The sequence below is a fragment of the Salinisphaera sp. genome, from assembly GCF_035690525.1.
GTDB lineage: Bacteria > Pseudomonadota > Gammaproteobacteria > Nevskiales > Salinisphaeraceae > Salinisphaera.
In genome coordinates this window covers 13,193-30,499 of record NZ_DASSKM010000053.1, presented here as the reverse complement: position 1 = coordinate 30,499, position 17,307 = coordinate 13,193, and the positions used below count along the sequence as shown (strand labels likewise).

The 17,307-nt window shown below is 66.0% G+C and carries 22 protein-coding genes; 17 read left to right on the top strand and 5 right to left on the bottom strand.

Annotated features, from left to right (window positions below; translation table 11 throughout):
- Positions 1–201: TetR family transcriptional regulator (locus tag VFJ08_RS04180; RefSeq protein WP_324995485.1), on the bottom strand; the 201-nt coding region annotated here is incomplete at its 3' end.
- Positions 202–424: 223 nt separating this feature from the next.
- Here VFJ08_RS04180 and VFJ08_RS04175 point away from each other — a divergent pair.
- The 3 genes from VFJ08_RS04175 to VFJ08_RS04165 are packed head-to-tail and all read left to right on the top strand — an operon-like array spanning position 425 to position 3,266.
- The gene (locus VFJ08_RS04175) at positions 425–580 is read left to right on the top strand and encodes a hypothetical protein (RefSeq protein WP_324995483.1); all 156 of its coding nucleotides are present in this window, start codon (positions 425–427) and stop codon (positions 578–580) included.
- Positions 577–1,842, top strand: coding sequence for a serine hydrolase domain-containing protein (locus VFJ08_RS04170; RefSeq protein ID WP_324995481.1), 1,266 nt, complete (start codon positions 577–579; stop codon positions 1,840–1,842). The genes VFJ08_RS04175 and VFJ08_RS04170 overlap by 4 nt, the downstream gene beginning before the upstream one ends.
- A gap of 59 nt (positions 1,843–1,901) precedes the next feature.
- The gene (locus VFJ08_RS04165) at positions 1,902–3,266 is read left to right on the top strand and encodes a 3-oxoacyl-ACP reductase (protein ID WP_324995479.1); all 1,365 of its coding nucleotides are present in this window, start codon (positions 1,902–1,904) and stop codon (positions 3,264–3,266) included.
- A 22-nt stretch (positions 3,267–3,288) separates the two neighbouring features.
- On the opposite strand, the gene VFJ08_RS04160 is transcribed toward VFJ08_RS04165, so the two are convergent.
- The 4 genes from VFJ08_RS04160 to VFJ08_RS04145 form a co-directional block, all read right to left on the bottom strand.
- A complete protein-coding gene (locus VFJ08_RS04160; protein ID WP_324995477.1) occupies positions 3,289–4,290 on the bottom strand; it encodes a cation diffusion facilitator family transporter in 1,002 nt (333 codons plus the stop codon).
- Complete coding sequence (locus VFJ08_RS04155; protein ID WP_324995475.1) at positions 4,287–4,559, bottom strand: metal-sensing transcriptional repressor; 273 nt, start codon at positions 4,557–4,559, stop codon at positions 4,287–4,289. Before VFJ08_RS04155 ends, VFJ08_RS04160 begins: the two co-directional genes overlap by 4 nt.
- 92 nt (positions 4,560–4,651) lie before the next feature.
- Complete coding sequence (locus VFJ08_RS04150; protein WP_324995473.1) at positions 4,652–5,098, bottom strand: DUF3429 domain-containing protein; 447 nt, start codon at positions 5,096–5,098, stop codon at positions 4,652–4,654.
- Positions 5,099–5,135: 37 nt separating this feature from the next.
- Positions 5,136–5,984, bottom strand: a complete 849-nt coding sequence (locus VFJ08_RS04145) for a uroporphyrinogen-III synthase (RefSeq protein ID WP_324995471.1) — start codon at positions 5,982–5,984, stop codon at positions 5,136–5,138.
- Between the two features lie 124 nt (positions 5,985–6,108).
- Here VFJ08_RS04145 and VFJ08_RS04140 point away from each other — a divergent pair, with 124 nt between their 5' ends.
- From VFJ08_RS04140 to VFJ08_RS04075, 14 genes are all read left to right on the top strand, one after another.
- Entirely contained in the window at positions 6,109–6,483 is a 375-nt protein-coding gene (locus tag VFJ08_RS04140) for a hypothetical protein (RefSeq protein WP_324995469.1), read from the top strand.
- Between the two features lie 2 nt (positions 6,484–6,485).
- Positions 6,486–6,725: a hypothetical protein gene (locus VFJ08_RS04135; RefSeq protein WP_324995467.1), complete on the top strand. Its 240-nt coding sequence runs from the start codon at positions 6,486–6,488 to the stop codon at positions 6,723–6,725.
- A complete protein-coding gene (locus VFJ08_RS04130) occupies positions 6,722–7,168 on the top strand; it encodes a hypothetical protein (protein ID WP_324995466.1) in 447 nt (148 codons plus the stop codon). The genes VFJ08_RS04135 and VFJ08_RS04130 overlap by 4 nt, the downstream gene beginning before the upstream one ends.
- Before the next feature lie 116 nt (positions 7,169–7,284).
- A complete protein-coding gene (fliD, locus tag VFJ08_RS04125) occupies positions 7,285–8,715 on the top strand; it encodes a flagellar filament capping protein FliD (RefSeq protein ID WP_324995463.1) in 1,431 nt (476 codons plus the stop codon).
- A 38-nt stretch (positions 8,716–8,753) separates the two neighbouring features.
- Entirely contained in the window at positions 8,754–9,134 is a 381-nt protein-coding gene (fliS, locus tag VFJ08_RS04120; protein ID WP_324995461.1) for a flagellar export chaperone FliS, read from the top strand.
- Between the two features lie 10 nt (positions 9,135–9,144).
- Positions 9,145–9,507 carry a flagellar protein FliT gene (locus tag VFJ08_RS04115; RefSeq protein WP_324995460.1) on the top strand — a complete coding sequence of 121 codons (363 nt, stop codon included), beginning with the start codon at positions 9,145–9,147 and terminating at the stop codon, positions 9,505–9,507.
- Between the two features lie 11 nt (positions 9,508–9,518).
- Positions 9,519–10,541, top strand: a complete 1,023-nt coding sequence (locus VFJ08_RS04110) for a flagellar hook-length control protein FliK (RefSeq protein ID WP_324995458.1) — start codon at positions 9,519–9,521, stop codon at positions 10,539–10,541.
- Positions 10,538–10,864, top strand: coding sequence for an EscU/YscU/HrcU family type III secretion system export apparatus switch protein (locus VFJ08_RS04105; RefSeq protein WP_324995456.1), 327 nt, complete (start codon positions 10,538–10,540; stop codon positions 10,862–10,864). Before VFJ08_RS04110 ends, VFJ08_RS04105 begins: the two co-directional genes overlap by 4 nt.
- 445 nt (positions 10,865–11,309) lie before the next feature.
- Positions 11,310–11,849 (top strand): flagellar transcriptional regulator FlhD, encoded by a 540-nt coding sequence (flhD, locus tag VFJ08_RS04100; RefSeq protein ID WP_324995454.1) that lies wholly within the window; start codon positions 11,310–11,312, stop codon positions 11,847–11,849.
- A gap of 33 nt (positions 11,850–11,882) precedes the next feature.
- Complete coding sequence (gene flhC / locus VFJ08_RS04095; protein WP_324995452.1) at positions 11,883–12,428, top strand: flagellar transcriptional regulator FlhC; 546 nt, start codon at positions 11,883–11,885, stop codon at positions 12,426–12,428.
- Positions 12,429–12,674: 246 nt separating this feature from the next.
- The gene (motA, locus tag VFJ08_RS04090) at positions 12,675–13,553 is read left to right on the top strand and encodes a flagellar motor stator protein MotA (RefSeq protein WP_324995450.1); all 879 of its coding nucleotides are present in this window, start codon (positions 12,675–12,677) and stop codon (positions 13,551–13,553) included.
- A complete protein-coding gene (motB, locus tag VFJ08_RS04085) occupies positions 13,550–14,515 on the top strand; it encodes a flagellar motor protein MotB (protein ID WP_324995447.1) in 966 nt (321 codons plus the stop codon). Before motA ends, motB begins: the two co-directional genes overlap by 4 nt.
- Positions 14,516–14,565: 50 nt before the next feature.
- Complete coding sequence (locus VFJ08_RS04080) at positions 14,566–16,815, top strand: chemotaxis protein CheW (RefSeq protein WP_324995445.1); 2,250 nt, start codon at positions 14,566–14,568, stop codon at positions 16,813–16,815.
- A complete protein-coding gene (locus tag VFJ08_RS04075) occupies positions 16,808–17,299 on the top strand; it encodes a chemotaxis protein CheW (protein ID WP_324995443.1) in 492 nt (163 codons plus the stop codon). The genes VFJ08_RS04080 and VFJ08_RS04075 overlap by 8 nt, the downstream gene beginning before the upstream one ends.
- Positions 17,300–17,307: the final 8 nt, after the last annotated feature.

Genomic DNA, 17,307 nt, shown 5'->3' with positions numbered 1-17,307 from the left:
GAAATGCCGGGTCGAGACCTTGGCCTGGCTGCATACGGCCTCGATCGGCGTGGCGGCGTAACCGCGTTCGCCGAACAGCGCGGTGCCGGCGGCGATCAGCCGCTGGTGGCGCTGGCGACGCAGTTCTTCGGCGGAAAGCCCCCGATAACCGCGTTTACGGCCTCGGGTCGGGGACGTGTTTTTGTGGGTGAGATCGGTCACGGGCGGGTCTGCTTGACGACGGTCGTTGGATTGGTATTATCTGAAAATTAGGATTTTTGAAAAGGGTTCTTCACAAATTTACCGCGCCTGTTCGGTATTGGACCTCGTCGTATCGTGGAATATCCCCGGCCGTCTTCATCGGCGCGCTCGCGGCTAGCGCCATTTGGAGCGCTTCCGGGATTCGGCCGATGCACGCGCCAGCGTCTTTGCGCCATGATGGGGTATGCACCTGAATTCGGCCTTCGACAAACGCATGAGTTACGACATTTATATCGGCCGCAACGAAAACGATCCCTTTTACCGCGATATCGATTGTCCGTATTCCGAGGCCGCGTGGCGCGCGGAAGATCAAGCGGTCGTCCGGCGTAAACCCTCGTGAGCCTCACGTTGCCCGGCACCCGCCGGATCGCGATCGAAGAGGATCCGGCGGATCTCGTTCGGATCGACCGTAAAGCCGAGCGCGCGCCGCACGAGGCCGGCCTGTCGGCGGCCGACGTCGAGGCCATCGGTAACGCGATGATCCGCGACCTGTTCGCCACCCGCATCCATCCGGCGGTGACTTTCTGTCTGCGCCGGCACGGGGCGATCGTGCTCAACCGTTCGATCGGCTATGCGCGCGGGTTGACGCCGGAACGGCCGCTCGCGTCCGACGCCCGCCTGGCCCAACCGGATACGCCGGTGTGTCTGTTCTCGGCCAGCAAGGCGGTCGTCGCGCTGCTCACGCATAAGCTGGCCGAGGAGGGCGGTATCGATCTGGACGCGCCGGTTTCGCGCTATCTGCCGGCGTTCTCCGGCGAGGGCAAGTCGCGCACCACAATCAGCCAAGTGCTGTCGCATCAGGGCGGTTTCCCCCATTTCACCGCGGATGATTACGGTCCCGAAATGCTGGCCGACTGGGAAGCCTGCGTGGCGCGCATTTGCGCCATGCCGGCCGAGGCCGGCGGTCGGCATCTGGCCTACCACTCTTTCACCGGCGGCTTCATCCTCGGCGAGGTGATCCGGCGGGTCACCGGCGCGCCGCTTACCGATTATCTCGATACCACGCTGCGCAAGCCGCTGGGCATGCGCTATTTCACCTATGGCCTGGATGGCCGCTCGCGCTCGCGGGCGGCCGAAAACCATGTCGCCGGTCAGCCGGTGCGCTGGCCCGTCTCGCGCTGGGCGAGGCGGGCGTTGTCGGTGCCGTTCGAGGAAGTGGTCGCTGTTTCCAACCGCGATTTCTTCATGGACGCGGTAATTCCGGCCGGCAATCTGTATGCCACCGCCGAGGAGTTGTCGCGTTTCTACCAGATGCTGCTCGACGGCGGCGTCTATCGGGGGCAGCGCCTGTTCGAGCCGGCCACGCTGGCCCGCGTCGTCAAGCCGGCGTCCTCCCAGATCATCGATCGTACGTTGAAAGTGCCCATGCGCTACACCGAAGGGCTCATGCTCGGCATGAATCCAATCGGGATGTACGGCCCGATGTGCGGTTCCGCCTACGGCCATCTCGGTTTCATGAACATTCTCGGCTGGGCCGATCCGGCACGCGGCATCTCGGCCGCGCTGATGACCACCGGCAAGGCCATTCTCGGCGGTCATCTGGTCACGCTGCTGCGCAGTCTGGGCGTGCTCAATCATCGCTGCCGGCGCGCCGATAGGTGAGTGAGCCGCGAAACGGTGCGATTTCATTCACAATTCTTAGTTAGCACGGACGATCATTCATGAGCGATTATCTGGTCAACGCCGCCTCGAAGCCGGCCTTGCGCAAGATCATGCAGGCTCTGGGCGCCCCGACGCCGGTCGAGTTGGCGCGGGCCGAAGGCGTGTATCGGCAGGCTTTTCTGGAGCACCGGCGGGTGCTGTTCGGCGCCGCCGGCGGCGCGAGCGCGCGCGAAATCGTAGGCCGCGCGCTGGAAACCACCGGCGCGCGGGTCGATAGCGCCGATGTGCCGCGGCCAGGCGACGACGATATTTACGACGCGCTGGTGTTCGACGCCACGAACATGGCCGGGGCCGCCGATCTCAAGGCGCTATACGAATTCTTCCACCCGGTGGCGCCCAAGCTGACCAAAAACGCCCGCGTGGTGGTGCTGACCGGCCGCCCCGCGTCCATGAACACGGTCGCGGCGGCCGCCGCGGCGCGTGCGGTCGAAGGTTTCACGCGCTCGCTGGCCAAGGAGATCGGCAAGTTCGGCTCCACGGTCAATCTGCTTTATATCGAACCGGGCGCCGAGCAGCGCATCGCCGCGCCGCTGCGGTTCTTCCTCTCCGGTCACAGCGCCTTCGTGGACGGCCAGGCGCTCACCGTGACCGCCGCCGGTCTCTTCCCGGCCGAGCCGCCCGAAACCCAGCCGCTGGCCGGCAAGACCGCGCTGGTCACCGGCGGCGCGCGCGGCATCGGCGCGGCCACCGCCGCTCGTCTGGCGTCGGAAGGCGCGCACGTGGTCTGCCTGGATATTCCGCAGGATAAGGACACGCTGGAGGAGACCGTCGGCGGGTTCGGCGGCACCGCCTTGGCGCTGGATATCACCGACGAGGCCGCGCCGCGCCGGATCGCCGATTTTTTCAACGATAAATTCGGCGGCGTGGATATCGTCATCCACAACGCCGGCGTGACCCGCGACAAGACGCTCGCCAACATGCCCGAGCACTACTGGGACATGGTGCTCGCGATCAATTTGGACGCCATTCTCGCGATCGACGCCGTGTTGACCGACGAAAAGGTTATCAACGAGCACGGCCGTGTGGTTTGCTTGTGCTCGATCGGCGGTATCGCCGGCAACCGCGGCCAGACCAACTACGGCGCCACCAAGGCCGGGTTGATCGGCTTCGTCGAGCATCGCGCCAACACCCAGCGCGAGCGCGGCGTGACCGTCAACGCGGTCGCCCCCGGCTTTATCGAAACCCGTATGACCGCCGAGATGCCGTTTAGCCTGCGCGAGGCCGGCCGCCGCCTGGCCTCGCTCGGCCAGGGCGGCACCCCCGGCGACGTGGCCGAAGCAATCACCTTCCTGTGCACACCGGGCGCGGGCGGTATCTCCGGCAACGTGTTGCGGGTCTGTGGCCAGAGCTTGATCGGGGCCTGACCGGCGTCAGCCCACGCGTCGGTCAGATGCGATCCGGAGCGATTTCGATGCGGGTGGTATCCAGCGCCGGCAGATGGTCGGTCAGGGTCTTACGGATAGCGCTCGTGACTTCGCCCGCCTGGGCAACGGACAAGTTCGGCTCCAAACCGACCCTGAGTTCCACCGCCAGTTTATGGCCTAGCCAGCGCGCGCGAACGTCGTCGATTCGCTGTACATGGTCGACGTGGCCGGCCGCGTGCTCGATCTCGTCGATAACATCAGGCTCGACACCATCGAGAAGCCGGGTGAACGCCGCGCGCGTCGATTGCCAGACGATGCCGAAAATAGCCAGCGTGATCAGCAGCCCGATGACGGGGTCGGCCAACGGAAAGCCCAGCCAAACGCCGAGCGCCCCGATCACGACCGCCAGACTGGTTAGGCCGTCCGTTCTGGCGTGGTAGCCGTCGGCGATCAGCGCCGCGCTGTTCATCCGACGCCCCACGCGAATACGGAACACCGCCACGACTTCATTGCCGATGAAGCCGAGCACGCCGGCCAACGCGACCCAGCCGACCTGACCTATGGCCTGCGGATGCAGAAAACGCTGGATCGCTTCGTAGCCGGCGAACAAAGCGCTGAACAGGATGATCAATACGACCATCACGCCGGCCAAATCCTCGACGCGGCCATAGCCGTAGGTGAATCGCCGATTCGTTGGCCACCGCGCCAGCCGAAAAGCGATCCACAACGGAATCGCCGTCGCGGCGTCGCCGACGTTGTGAATGGTATCGGCGAGCAACGCCACGCTGCCCGACCAGAGCGCAATGACGAGCTGGGCGATCGCGGTGAGCGCCAGAATGATAAACGACCATTTGATCGCCCAAATACCGTGTTCGGTGGTCGTCAGGCTCGGATCGATCACCCCGTGGGTATGGCCGTGCCCGCCGTCGTGGTCGTGCCCATCATGATGGTGGTGGCCATGACGGTCGTGTTCATCGCCGAATCCGAGCCAGGCCAGCGCCGCTTTTGTTATGCGATTGTTCACAGGTATCGGGTGATCGACTTGAATTCTTCCATTAGCGCGCGTGCCTGGGCGCGGTCTTTTCGGAACAGGTCAACGTCGAAACAGTGGTCGATGTGGTCGTGAACGAGCGTCCGCTTGGCGTTGGTGATCGCTTTTTCGACCGCGCTGAGCTGTTGCGCGATTTCGAGACAACCCTGTTCGGCCTCAAGCATCGCGATCACGCGGGCAAGATGCCCGTGTGCTCGTTTCAGCCGGTTGATGATTCGCGGGTGGGATTCGTGTTCGTTCATTGTATTATCCTATCCCTGGGGTGGGGTTGCATCAAGCCATCTTCCGCTGTCCTCCGGTTGGATTCTCGATGACGGCAGCCGGCCTATGGACGTCAGCCGCGTAACACGCGCCAGCCGATCGCGATCACGCAGGCGGCGACGATCAGCGTGATGACGCGGCGCACCTGGAGAAAACCGCGCCCCTGCCAGCCGTTGCGCGCGCCGTTCTCGTCGGCGAGCCAGGCGATGATCAGCGCGCCCAGCAGCATGAAGAACGGCCACGGCCCGCTCATCAGCAACGCCGGCCAGGCGATCAGCGCCGGCACCACGGCCAGCGCCATATCCTGTGGTGGCGCCTGTTTCGCCGCCAGCATGCGGCCCCACTGCACGCCGCCGATGAACGATACGATGGTCGCCAGATAAACCAGCAGCCAGTGCAGCGCACGGGCGGCGTTATCGCCGGAATGGGCGAAGGCGTAATACACGCCGACGGCGAACGGCACCACCGCCAGCGCGGTCAAGCCGGTGGCCAGCGACAGGGCGGATACGGAACGCGCCATGACGACTCCTCGGTTCGATGTGGCTTAAAGCCTGTTCTTAAATCTGGGCGCCCGGCGCGCGCTCGGCGAAATAGGCCGAAAGGAGCCGGACCAGCGGTTTCATGAAGTAACTGGATTCGGGCATCAGATCGACGCGGACCTCGTGCGCGCAGAGCGCGTCGGCAACCAGAGGCCCGACGGCCGCCACGCAGCGATCCTGCAGCGCTTCGGTCAATTGCCGCGAACGTTGCCCGCGCCCGGCAACCTTGAACAGTCGCCGGACCTGCGGCGAACTGGTGAAAGCCACGGCGTCGAGCTCGCCGGCGACGATCGCGCGGATGAAGGTTTCGACCGCCGCATTCTCGGCCTGATCGGCATAGACATAGGGCGCGACCGGAATGGCGGTGGCGCCGTGTTCGGCGAGCGCCTCCATGAGCGGCGTATTGGGATCGGTGCCGTAGAGCTGTACGCCGACCCGGTGGCCGGCCAGATCGATGTCCGACAGCGCCGCGATCACGCCGGCGGTGGTCGGGGTGGCGGCCGGCAGGTCGGTATCGATGCCGTCGGCTTTGAGTTCGCGTACCGGCTTCGGCCCGCGGGTAATCGTGCGCGCCGCGCCCAGGGCCCGCCAGAAGCGTTCGCGATCGCCGGGCGGATCGTCGGCGGTAAACGATCGCAGCCGGCGCACGCCCTCGCCGGTCAGCCAGATCATGGCGTCCAGCCCGTGCGTGGCGATATCGTCCACCCAGGCGCGGACCGGCGCCGGATCGGGTGCGGCCCGAATATCGACCAGCGGACAGCGCGCCACCGTCGCGCCCCGGCGTTCCAGCATGTCGGCGAACAAATCGAGCTGGCGCGATTCGGGAATACCGATGCGGCGCCCGGCCAACGGATCGAGGGCGGTCATGCACAAATCCTGAAGGAGTGTCTGGTCGAAGTGTAGGTGTCGCGGCCGGGGCTGGCGAACGCTTGCGCCTTCCCGGTGCGCGCCGCACACTGCGATTGTTCATTGACCAGGTCGGATGAGGCACATGATCTGGCTCGCGGGTCTGATGCTCGTCGCCTTCGGCGCGATCGCGTTTTTGGCCGTGCAACTCGCGCAGGCCAGCCGGCGGCTGCGCGCGATCGAGGCCGAGATCGCGCGGCTGGGCCGCGAGCTGGAGAGCGAGGATCGCGAGTTCGAAAGTCTGATGGCCGAAATCGGCGGCAGCCGGATCGTGCTCGAACTCACCCAGCCGATAGCGCTGGCGCGTCAACATTCGCGCTGGGCGCGCGCGTTGACCGGGCTGGCGCCGCGCCTGATCCGGCGGCGTGTCTACGACGAGGCCGCCGCGCAGATGAAGCAAATCCTGACCGAGCGCGGCGTGGCCGCCGAGGTGCAGGTGTTTCATCCCAGCGGCTCTTGATCATGGCCACGGCCGTTTTTCTGCTATGGCTCGGGCTGGCGGTCGCGACCGCGGCGCTGGCCCGACGTTACCGGCCGCTTTCGCGGCGTATCGCCGTGGCCCGGTCGACGCTACGCCGGTTAAACGCTTTGCACGCCGAGGCGGCCAGGCTCCAAGCGCCCCGCGGCCGGTTTCGGCGCTGGGAGTCGCTGGCGGCATGGCGGGCGCGCCGGGCTCGCGGACAAGCGGGTGACGACAAATGAGCGCGCCGGGGCTCAAGCCGCCGGCGGCGGCGCCGATAGACGCTGTGATGCAAACCGACGACAACAACCCGTGCATTCGCCTCCGGCGCGGCCTGTGTTTCGCCGCCGCCATGCTGCTGATCGCGGCCGGCGTGGGTATCGCGGGCGCGCACGGGCCGCATACCCCGGATGCCCATCGGCCGCACCGGCCGTGGCCCGGCGGGATCGGTCCCGATGCGCCTTACTATCCGGAAATCGGTATCGGCGTGCGTCCGGAACTCGAGCACTGGCCGAATAATTACCGGCCCGACAGCTACCGGCTGCGCGGCTACGACGGCCGGCCGGCCGGTCATCATGTCTGCCGCGGCGCGCATGGCAGGACGCTGTCCAGCGCCGGCACCGAATGCCCGCCGGGCCAGCAGCCGGAGAAGGGCGCGCGGCATCTGTCGACCAACGGTTCTTAAAGGTGCCCGGAAGCAACGAAAGTTCGGCTCTAAAGTTCGACTTCGCAGCGCCGATACAGCCTGCAACCGGGAACCGCCTTCGCTTGGCCCCGCGAGGCCACAAGGAGTTATAGCCGATGACCACGACTTCCACATTCTCCTCGCTGGGCGTGGGCTCCGGCCTTAATTTAAGTTCGTTGCTGGATGGCCTGCGGGCCGCCGAGCAGCAGCGGCTGGTGCCGCTACAGAACCGTAAGGCCGGTTATAACGCCCAGTTGACGGCTTACAGTGTGCTGACCAACTCGGTGACGGACCTGCAGTCCGCGGCGGACAAGCTCAACGACCCGAGCCTGTATCACAGCACCACCGTCAGCGTGTCCGGGGACGCGTTCACCGCCACCAGCACCGGCCGGGCCGTGCCGGGCCGTTACGATGTATCGGTGTCCCAGCTGGCCCAGGCGCAGTCGTTGGTGGCTTCGCCGGTGGCGGACAAGACCGCCGCTATCGGCCAGGGCGGCACGATCTCTCTTACCGTGGGCGACAACGACCCGGTCAGTATCGAGATCGATTCCGAGGCCAGTTCGCTGGAAGACATTCGCGACGCCATCAACAACGCCGACGCCGGCGTATCGGCCTCGATCATCGACGACGGCAGCGACACACCGTATCGGCTGGTGCTGTCGGCCGCGGAAAGCGGCATCGATCACCAGATCACGATTTCGGCGACCGACGCCGCCGGCGCCAACGGCACGCCGCTGGCGGATCTGTTGAACTACGACAGCGCGACCGGCGCCGGCAGCCTGACCGAGAGCGTGTCCGCCCAGGATGCCCGGCTCACGGTGAACGATATCCTCGTCACGCGCGACAGTAACACCGTGACCGATGCGATTCAGGGCGTGACGCTGTCGCTCAAGGACGTAACGACCGAGCCGGCGACGGTTACCGCCACGCGCGACCGGGAAGCCGTCCGCGGCGCGATCGAGGATTTCGTATCCGCCTTTAACAGTTACCAAAGCACCGACGATCGGTTGACCCGGTTCGGCGGCGAAGACGCCAAAAGCGGCGTGCTGCTCGGCGACGGCGCCACGCGCTCGGTCGCCTCGCGGTTGCGCGATACGCTGTATACGCCGGTGACCGGCGGCAGTCTGTCGCTGCTCAGTGATATCGGTATTTCCTTTGACCTCGAGGGCACGGTCGGCCGGCTCAAGATCGACGACGAGAAGCTGGACGCGGCGCTGGCCGACGATCCGCGCGGCGTGGCCCAACTGTTCTCGGGCGATCCGGCCAAGGACGCCGACGACGACGGCGTGGCCGGCATGTTGTCCGCCACCATCGGCCGTATGACCGACGATAAAGGCCTGCTCTCCAGCGCCAGCAACGGTATTCAGAACAGCATCGACGACGTCAACGATCGCATCGCCGATATGAGCGACCGTATCGACAGCACGATCGAGCGCTATCGCAAACAGTTCGTCCAGCTCGACTCGCTGCTGTCGAGCCTCAATGCCACCCAGTCCTATCTCTCCACCCAGCTGTCGCAGCTCAACTCGTCCTCGTCGTCGAGTTGAGGCGGCCGGTTATAACGCATCGTCACGAGTAGAAGCCCATGCAAACCCGACAAGCCGCCCAGGCCTATGCCAACGTCGGACTGACCAGCGGCGTGACAAGCGCGTCGCCGCATCAGTTGGTCGTCATGCTTTTCGACGGCGCGCAGGCGGCCCTGCGCAAGGCCGGTTTCGCGTTATCGGCCGGCGACGTGCCGGCGCGCGGCGTCGCCCTGTCCAAGGCGATCGACATCATCGAGCGCGGTCTGCGGGCGGCGCTGGATATCGAACGCGGAGGCGAGCTGGCCGAACGGCTCGATGCCCTGTACGACTACATGATCCGGCGGTTGATGCAGGCCAATTTGCGCGGCGACGGCGAAGCCATCGCCGAGGTGGAGAACCTGTTAGACGATATCGCGTCGGCTTGGAAACAGATCGGCTGAGGATGTACCGATGGCACAGCAATCTTTGTCCTGGGCGGAGGCCGACGGCGATATCCTCGCCCGCTACGAGACGATCCGCGACTACAGCCGGATGATGCAGCACTACGCGCGCGCCGCCGACTGGGACCGGCTGATCGAGCTGCAGGCCGCCTACGTGGGCGCCATGCAAGCGCTGGCGGACGCCGAGCAGCGGGTCACGCTCTCGGCCGGCGCCAACGATCACAAGGTCGGCCTGATCGGTGAAATCCGTGGCGCCGAGAGCGAGGTCCGCGCGTGTCTGGATCGGCGCATGACCGAACTCAGCCGGCACATGGCCGATTCACGCCATCGACAGCACGCCGCGCAGGCCTACGAAAACCAGGGCCACGCTTAGCGGCCCGGCCCGTGGGTAGCATCACTCCCATTCTTGATACCCTGCTGCCGCAGGTACTGGGGCGGGCCGGGGATGTGGCCCGCGTGGGCCAGCGCGCGGCGCAGGGCCCGCTGGCGGCGCTGCGCCCGGTTAGCGGCGAAATGTCGCCGCCGGCGCGCGACGCGACACGGGCCTATCCGGGGCACGAGAGCGGTGCCGGCAGGGTACGCGGCGCCGCCGGCACGAGGGCGGGCGCGGCGAACAGCGACGCGCCGAGCGCGCGCGCCATCGCGCGCGCTCTTGTCGGCGGTTCGGCCGGCGGTTTGGCGCTCGAGCGTTCGGCTGAACTGCATCTGTCGCGCGGCGGCGGCGTGCTGGCGCGTCTGTTGGCGCGGGTCAATGCGGCTCGCGGCGAACCGTCGGCGGCGAGTGCGCCCCGGCCGCTGACCGCCCATACGATGACGCCGCGGCCCGCCGAGTTGTCGGCGCTGCTCGCGCAGCAGGTCACGGCCAGCGGATTGTTCTACGAATCGCATCTCGCAGCCTGGGTGCGTGGCCAGTTCCCCAAATCGCGGTTGGCCGATGAGCCGCAGGCGCGACTGGCTTTCACGCCGGCTCCGAGCGGCGCCGCCGGAACGCCGGGCGGCGACACGGCGGCGGCCGGAAACGCCGCGCCTGCAATCGTCGATCCGCGTCTGGCGGCACTGGTTCGACAGCAGCTCGAGCTTCTGTCCAGCGGCGTCTTCCAGTGGCAGGGCGAAGCCTGGAGCGGGGCGCCGATGCGCTGGACCATCGAGTCGGAGTCCGACGGCAGGCCGCGGGAAAACGACGGCGCGGCGCCCGCGAGCACCGCGCTGGCGCTCGACCTGCCGGGCATCGGCGCCTTCGAGGCGCGGCTGCGGGTGGCCGGCGATCGTGTGAGCGTGGCCGCCTGGGCCGAGCGCGGCGCCGGGCGCGAGTTGATCGCCGCCGACCTGGAAACGCTGCGCCGGCGGCTGCGCGAGGCCGGTTTCGACCGTTCCTCGGTACGCCTGATGGCCGAGCCGGCCGCATGAGCGGCGATCAGGGCGAGGCAGCCGGGGGCGAGGCGCTTGGCGACATCCGCCGCCAAGCGGTTGCGCTGCGCTACGAAACCGACGACGTAGCCCCGCGCGTTATCGCCAAGGGCTATGGCGATATCGCGGACGCCATCATCTCGCGCGCGAGAGAGCATGGGCTACAGGTGCATGCCGAGCCCGAACTCGTTCGACTTTTGGCGCAGGTCGACCTGGATGCACATATTCCGCCATCGTTATATGTCGCGGTCGCGGAGCTGTTGGCATGGGTGTACGAGCTGGAGCAGGCGGCCGTGGCGAGCCGCGAGAAAACGCGATATTAGGGGCTGTTGCCGCTTCATACGGCCCCGCGTTGCAGCCCCAAATCGTGTCAGCCAAGACGCAGAGCGCCGACCGCAGTCATTCTGCGGTCAAGCTCTGCAACACCGGATGGCGCGATTTGGGGCTGCAACCCGAAGGGCCGGGGCCATTTTGGCGCAATCCTGCGTTGCAGCGCGCTACGGTAGAATGACTACCGTACGCCCGCTGCGCCTTGTCTTGCACCAAAATGGCCGCCGGCGCGGCGTCGTATGAAGCGGCAATAGCCCCTAGTAAAATATTTTTTACATAATCCGATGAGCGGCTTTGACTTTGTCGGGTTGTTTCCAATAAGTTGATAATTGTGAACGAGGCGTCCGATGCGCCACCTAATCGCTCACGCTTGGGGGCGGCGTTCGAAACCCCTGTCGATGGCGGCAGGCAAGACGACGCCGAAGCGCGAGGTGCCAATTGGAAACCGATCATCTGCTCGACGATATCCGCGAGGTCAATCTGTCGTACCTGCTGCTGATGCAGCGTCTGATCAACACCGATCGCGAGGCGGCCATGTTTCGCCTGAAGATCGACGATGAAATGGCGGATCTGCTTAGCCGTATTCCGGTGTCGGAACTGGTGCGTCTGGCACGCTGCAATCAGTTGCTGTGTCATTTTTCGCTACAGGACGCCGATCAACTGCATTCGCTGGTGCGGGCCAACAGTGACGACCGGATGCGACAGGTGCACGCGGCGATCCTGCTCGGCAGCAACGAGCGCCGCGCCGCCAACGATCGTCGTCAGAGCGAACGGCGTCAGGGTGAACGCCGCCAGGGCGATCGTCGCATTCACGACCAGGGGCCGCCCGACGGCGTCGAGCGCCGGGTCGAGGAACGCCGTCAAGACGAGCGTCGCGGCGCCGAGGATCGCCGCCAGGGTCCGCGACGTGCCGCCGATCGCGCAGAGGAAGGCGACACACGCAAAGAGCATCGGGGGGCCGATGGACGACACGGCTGATCGGTTCGGCTCGCCGATCGCGTAGGGGACGACATGACCGAAAAGAGCGTCATCGACGAAGGACGCCAGATCAGTCTGGCGATCGAAATGATCCAGCTCGGCGCACGGTTGCAGGTGCTGCAGACCGAAACAGGCATCAGCCGGCGCCGGCTGATCAATCTGTACAAGGAGATCCACGGCGAGTCGCCGCCCAAGGGCATGCTGCCGTTCTCGACCGACTGGTACGTGACCTGGCTGCCGAATATCCATTCGTCGTTGTTTTACAACGTCTACCTGTCGCTGGCGGCGCACCCGAACCGCGACCGCATGCAATCCGTAGTCAGCGCTTATCGTCTGTATCTGGATCAAGTGCCGCTCGGCGACGACGGCAAGCCGGTACTTGGTTTGACCCGCGCCTGGATGCTGGTGCGGTTCTTCGAAAGCGACATGATGACGCTATCGACCTGCCAGCGTTGTCATGGCAGCTTCGTCAATCATGCGCTGAGCCTGGACCGCGACTTCGTGTGCGGTATCTGCCAGCCGCCCTCCAGAGCCGGCAAGACACGCAAGAAGAAGGCTGCCGCCCGGATGACGCATTAGGGGTATTGCGTTTGGCCGGCGCACGGGGCATGCGCGCCGTCAAAGGTGGATCGGGCGGTCTCGATGCTATGGGCAGGCGGGGCTTGTTCCGCCGCCGGCGTTTGCCTGCAACGATGGGTCAATCGAGTCGCTCCGGCGCGTTTTCAAGCGGGCCCCGCATTCAAGTTCACCCCCGATCGGCCGTTAAACGCTCTACGCCATCATAGTCGTTCAACGCGGTCGTGCCGATCGCCAAGGGTTCTGCAAGTGCTTGTTGTCGCTGGCTATATCGTTGTCCTCATGTCCGTTTTGGGCGGCTATGTCCTGCTCGGCGGCTACATGGGCGTGCTCTATCAGCCGGCCGAGTTCATGATCATCTTCGGCGCCGGCATCGGCGCGTTCCTGGCCTCGACCAACGGCAAGGGCGTGTCCGCGATGATCCGCGTATTTCCCAAGCTGCTGCGCGGGCACCGCTACCGTAAGGCGACCTGCCTGGATTTGATGACGCTGCTCTACCTGCTTATGGCCAAGGCGCGTCAGCAGGGCATGATGGCGCTCGAGGCCGAAATCGAAAACCCGGCCGAGAGCGCGCTGTTCGCTAGCTACCCGACCCTGCTGGCCGATCCGATGATCATGAATTTCATCACCGATTATCTGCGCCTGATGATCAGCGGCAATATGGACGCGTTCGAGATCGAGGCCCTGATGGATCACGAGATCGAGACCTTCCAGCAAGAGGCCGAAGTGCCCGCGATCGGACTTTCGGCCATGGGCGACGCCCTGCCGGCGTTCGGCATCGTGGCGGCGGTCATGGGAGTGGTGCATGCGCTGGGTTCGGCGTCGCTGGAACCGGCGGGCGTCGGGCCGCTGGTCGCGCATGCCATGGTGGGCACGTTCCTCGGCATCCTGTTGGCCTACGGTTTCGTTTCGCCGCTGGCCTCCAGGGTGCGGACCCAGATCGACGACGTGGTCAAGATACTCCAAACCATCAAGGTCACGCTGCTGGCGCATCTGAACGGCTATGCGCCGCCGCTGGCGATCGAGTTCGGCCGTAAGGCGCTATTCTCGGCCGAGCGCCCGGCCTTTTCGGAACTGGAGAACCACGTGCGCGAAGTGCGTGCCGGGGGCGCCCGGGAGGACTCGTGAGCGACGATAACGCGCGCCGGCCGATCGTCATCCGGCGCAAGCGCCACCAGCGTCATGCGTCGCACGGCACCTGGAAAATCGCCTACGCCGATTTCATGACCGCGCTGATGGCGTTCTTTCTGGTCATGTGGCTGTTGTCGGGTTTGAGCGAGTCGGAACTCAAGAACGTCAGCGAGTATTTCCGTACGCCGCTCAAGGTCGCGCTGGTCGGCGGCGACCGGCCCTCGGCCAGCAACAGCGCCATCCCCGGCGGCGGCGACGACCGCGTGCATTCGGAAGGCGAGGTGGCGCTGACCACGCCGCGCGCGACCAACTACCATGACAACCGGCGCCTGGAACGCCTGCGCGCGCGGCTGCAGGCCCAGATCGAGCAGGACCCGAAGCTCAATCGCATGTCGTCCCAGATCAAGATCCAGATGGTGCCGGACGGGCTGCGCATCCAGATCTTCGATTCCAAGCGACGACCGATGTTCAAGATCGGCAGCGCCCGCCTCGAGCCCGATATCGAGCAGCTGATCGAGCGCATCGCGCCGATTCTGTCCACGGTGGACAACAAGATCACGCTCACCGGCCATACCGACGATCTGCCCTATGCCTCGGGCCCCGACGCTTACGGTAATTGGGAGCTGTCGGCCGACCGGGCCAACGCCGCGCGCCGCGCGCTGGTGGCCGGCGGCATGGCGCCGGACAAGCTGCTGCGCGTGATCGGTGCGGCCGATACCCAGCACATCCAGGGCGACCGGCCCGGTTCGCCGCTCAACCGCCGCATCAGCATTCTGGTGCTCAACGATCGCGCCCAGCGGCGCATCGAGACCTCGGGCCGCAGCATCGAGACCCGCACCGTGACCATCGGCTCGCGGCCTCTCTCGGCCTCGGCGTATGTTCCGGAGGACATGAATCTTGGCGCGATGCTGGGCTGGGTGCCTAAAGTTCCGCGCGTTCCGAACGATATATCAGGGTAGCCGGACGCGACGCCGGCCTTGGGCACAGCGCGACGAGAGCAACGAACGGCATGGACGTCAGCGATTTCTACGACACCTTTTTCGAGGAGGCGACCGAACTGCTCGAAGACATGGAGCGCCTGCTCATCGAGCTGGACACCAACGCCCCGGAGCGCGAGGCGCTGGACGCCATCTTTCGCGCGGCCCACTCGATCAAGGGCGGCGCCGGCACATTCGGCTTCGAAGCGCTACAGAACACCACGCACCGCATGGAGAATCTGCTCGATCGCGCCCGTAACGGCGAACTCGCGCTGGACCGGGCCGCGGTCGACATCCTGTTGGAGGCCGGCGACGTGCTCAAAGGTCAGGTCGAATCCTATCGCGAAGGGGTTGCGCCGGACGCCGAAGCCGCCGATCGCATCTGCCGCGTACTGCAACGGCTTGCCGAAGACGAGGCCGCGCCGGCGACGCCCGCGGCTGAGCCAGCCGCGCCGGCCGCCGCGACCGCAGGCGATCATGCCGAGCGCCGGCTCGATGTGTGTATCACGGGGCTGCGCCCCGGTGAGGCCGACGCGCTGGCCGGGGAGCTCGATCTGTTCGGCACGGTAGCCGACCGCCGCGACGACGCCGATACCCTGGCGCTGAAACTCGTCACCTCGGTTTCCGATGATGACATCATCGCCGTGCTTTGCTTCATCGTCGACGCTGGGCAGGTGCGAATCACGCCGGCCGCCGAAAGCGGCCCGAGCCGGCAGCGGCTGCGGCTCACGCTGACCGGCGTGGGCGACGCCGATCGGGCGGGGCTGATCGAGGAGGTCGATCTGCTGGGCGAACTGACCGGCGAGCGCGCCGACGGCGATACGCTCATACTCGACCTGATCAGCGAGCAGTCGATCGAAGACATCGCCGCCGTGCTCGCCTTTCGGCTCGATCCGGCCCAGATTGCGGTCGAGCCCGCGGGCCCGGATACCGATCAACCGGCTTCCGGCCCGGCGGCCGCGCCGGCGCCCGACGCGGCGACGGGCGATATCGAGCGGCCGAGCCCGGCCGGCGCCGGCAACGGAGCCGAACGCCGGCGCGAGAGCGGCAACGCCGAATCCACGTCGGTGCGCGTGCCGACCGACAAGATCGATCACATCATCAATCTGGTCGGCGAGCTCGTCATTACCCAGTCCATGCTCGAACGCGCGGCCGGTGAGCTGGACCGAGAGCGTGGCGAGGCTTTGTCCGAAGGCATGAGCCAACTCTCGCGCAACGCCCGCGATCTGCAGGAGGCGGTGATGTCGGTGCGCATGGTGCCGATGGATTTCGCCTTCAATCGCTTTCCGCGCCTGGTCCGCGATCTCAGCGCCAAGCTCGGTAAAGATGTGAATCTGGAAACCCGGGGCGGCGCGACCGAACTCGACAAGGGCCTGATCGAGCGCATCATGGACCCGATGACGCACCTGGTGCGCAACAGCCTCGACCACGGCATCGAGGACGGGCCGACGCGCATCGCGGCCGGCAAGCCCGCTACCGGGCAACTCACGCTTTCCGCCCATCACGAGGGGGGCAACGTCGTCATCGGCATCGGCGACGACGGCGCCGGGTTGTCGCGCGAGCGGATTCTTGCCAAGGCGAAGAGCAACGGCCTGGCCGTGTCCGACGACATGCCCGACGAGGATGTCTGGCAGCTCATCTTCGCCCCCGGCTTCTCGACCGCCGAGCAGGTCAGCGACGTGTCCGGCCGCGGCGTGGGAATGGACGTCGTTAAGCGCAATATCGCCCAGCTCGGCGGCCACGTCGACCTGCGCTCGCGGCACGGCGTGGGCACCACCGTGCGCGTGATCCTGCCGTTGACGCTGGCGATTATGGACGGCATGGCCGTACGCGCCGGCGGCGAGGTATTCATTCTTGCGCTGGGCGCCATTTTGGAGTCCATGCGCATCGACGAATCCGCGGTGCGCGCGGTGACCGCCGGTAATCATGTGGTCGAGGTGCGCGGCGAATATCTGCCGCTGGTCGAACTGCATAGCGTGTTCGGCATCACCGATGCCGAGAGCCGTCTGGACCACGGCATCGTCGTGGTTGTGACCAGTGAATCCAGGCGCTTTGCCTTGTTCGTGGATGAGCTGATCGGCCAGCAGCAGGTCGTGGTCAAGAACCTCGAAACCCATTTCCGTAAGGTCGCCGGTGTGTCGGCGGCCACCATCCTCGGCGACGGCAGCGTCGCGCTCATCCTCGATGCCGCGGCGCTGTCGAAAATGGCCGCCCCCCGGCATCGAGGCCGGGCCGCGCCCGCCGCCCGTACCGTGCCCGCAGAGAGCGTCAGCCATGAATGACACGATTGTCGCAACCGACACCGATCAGCGCGAAGTCCTGGTTTTCAACCTGGGCGGCGAGGAATACGCCGTGGATATCCTCAAGGTGCAGGAGATCCGCGGCTATGCCAACGTGACCCGGATCGCCAACGTGCCCGAGTTCATCAAGGGCGTGACCAACCTGCGCGGCGAGATCGTGCCGATCGTGGATCTGCGTCTGAAGTTCGCGTTGGGCACGGCCGACTACACCGAACAAACGGTCGTGATCGTGCTCAACATCGGCGAGCGCGTGGTCGGCGTGGTGGTCGATTCGGTCTCCGACGTGATCGGTCTGTCGGCCAAACAGATCAAACCGGCGCCGGAATTCGGCGCCCAGATGAACACGGCTTATCTGGAGGGCCTGGCCAGCGTCGACGAGCGCATGCTCATCCTGATCGACGTGGAGGCGATGATGACCAGCCGCGAGATGGCGCTGGTGGACTCACTCGATGCAGCCACGGCCTGACCGTGCCC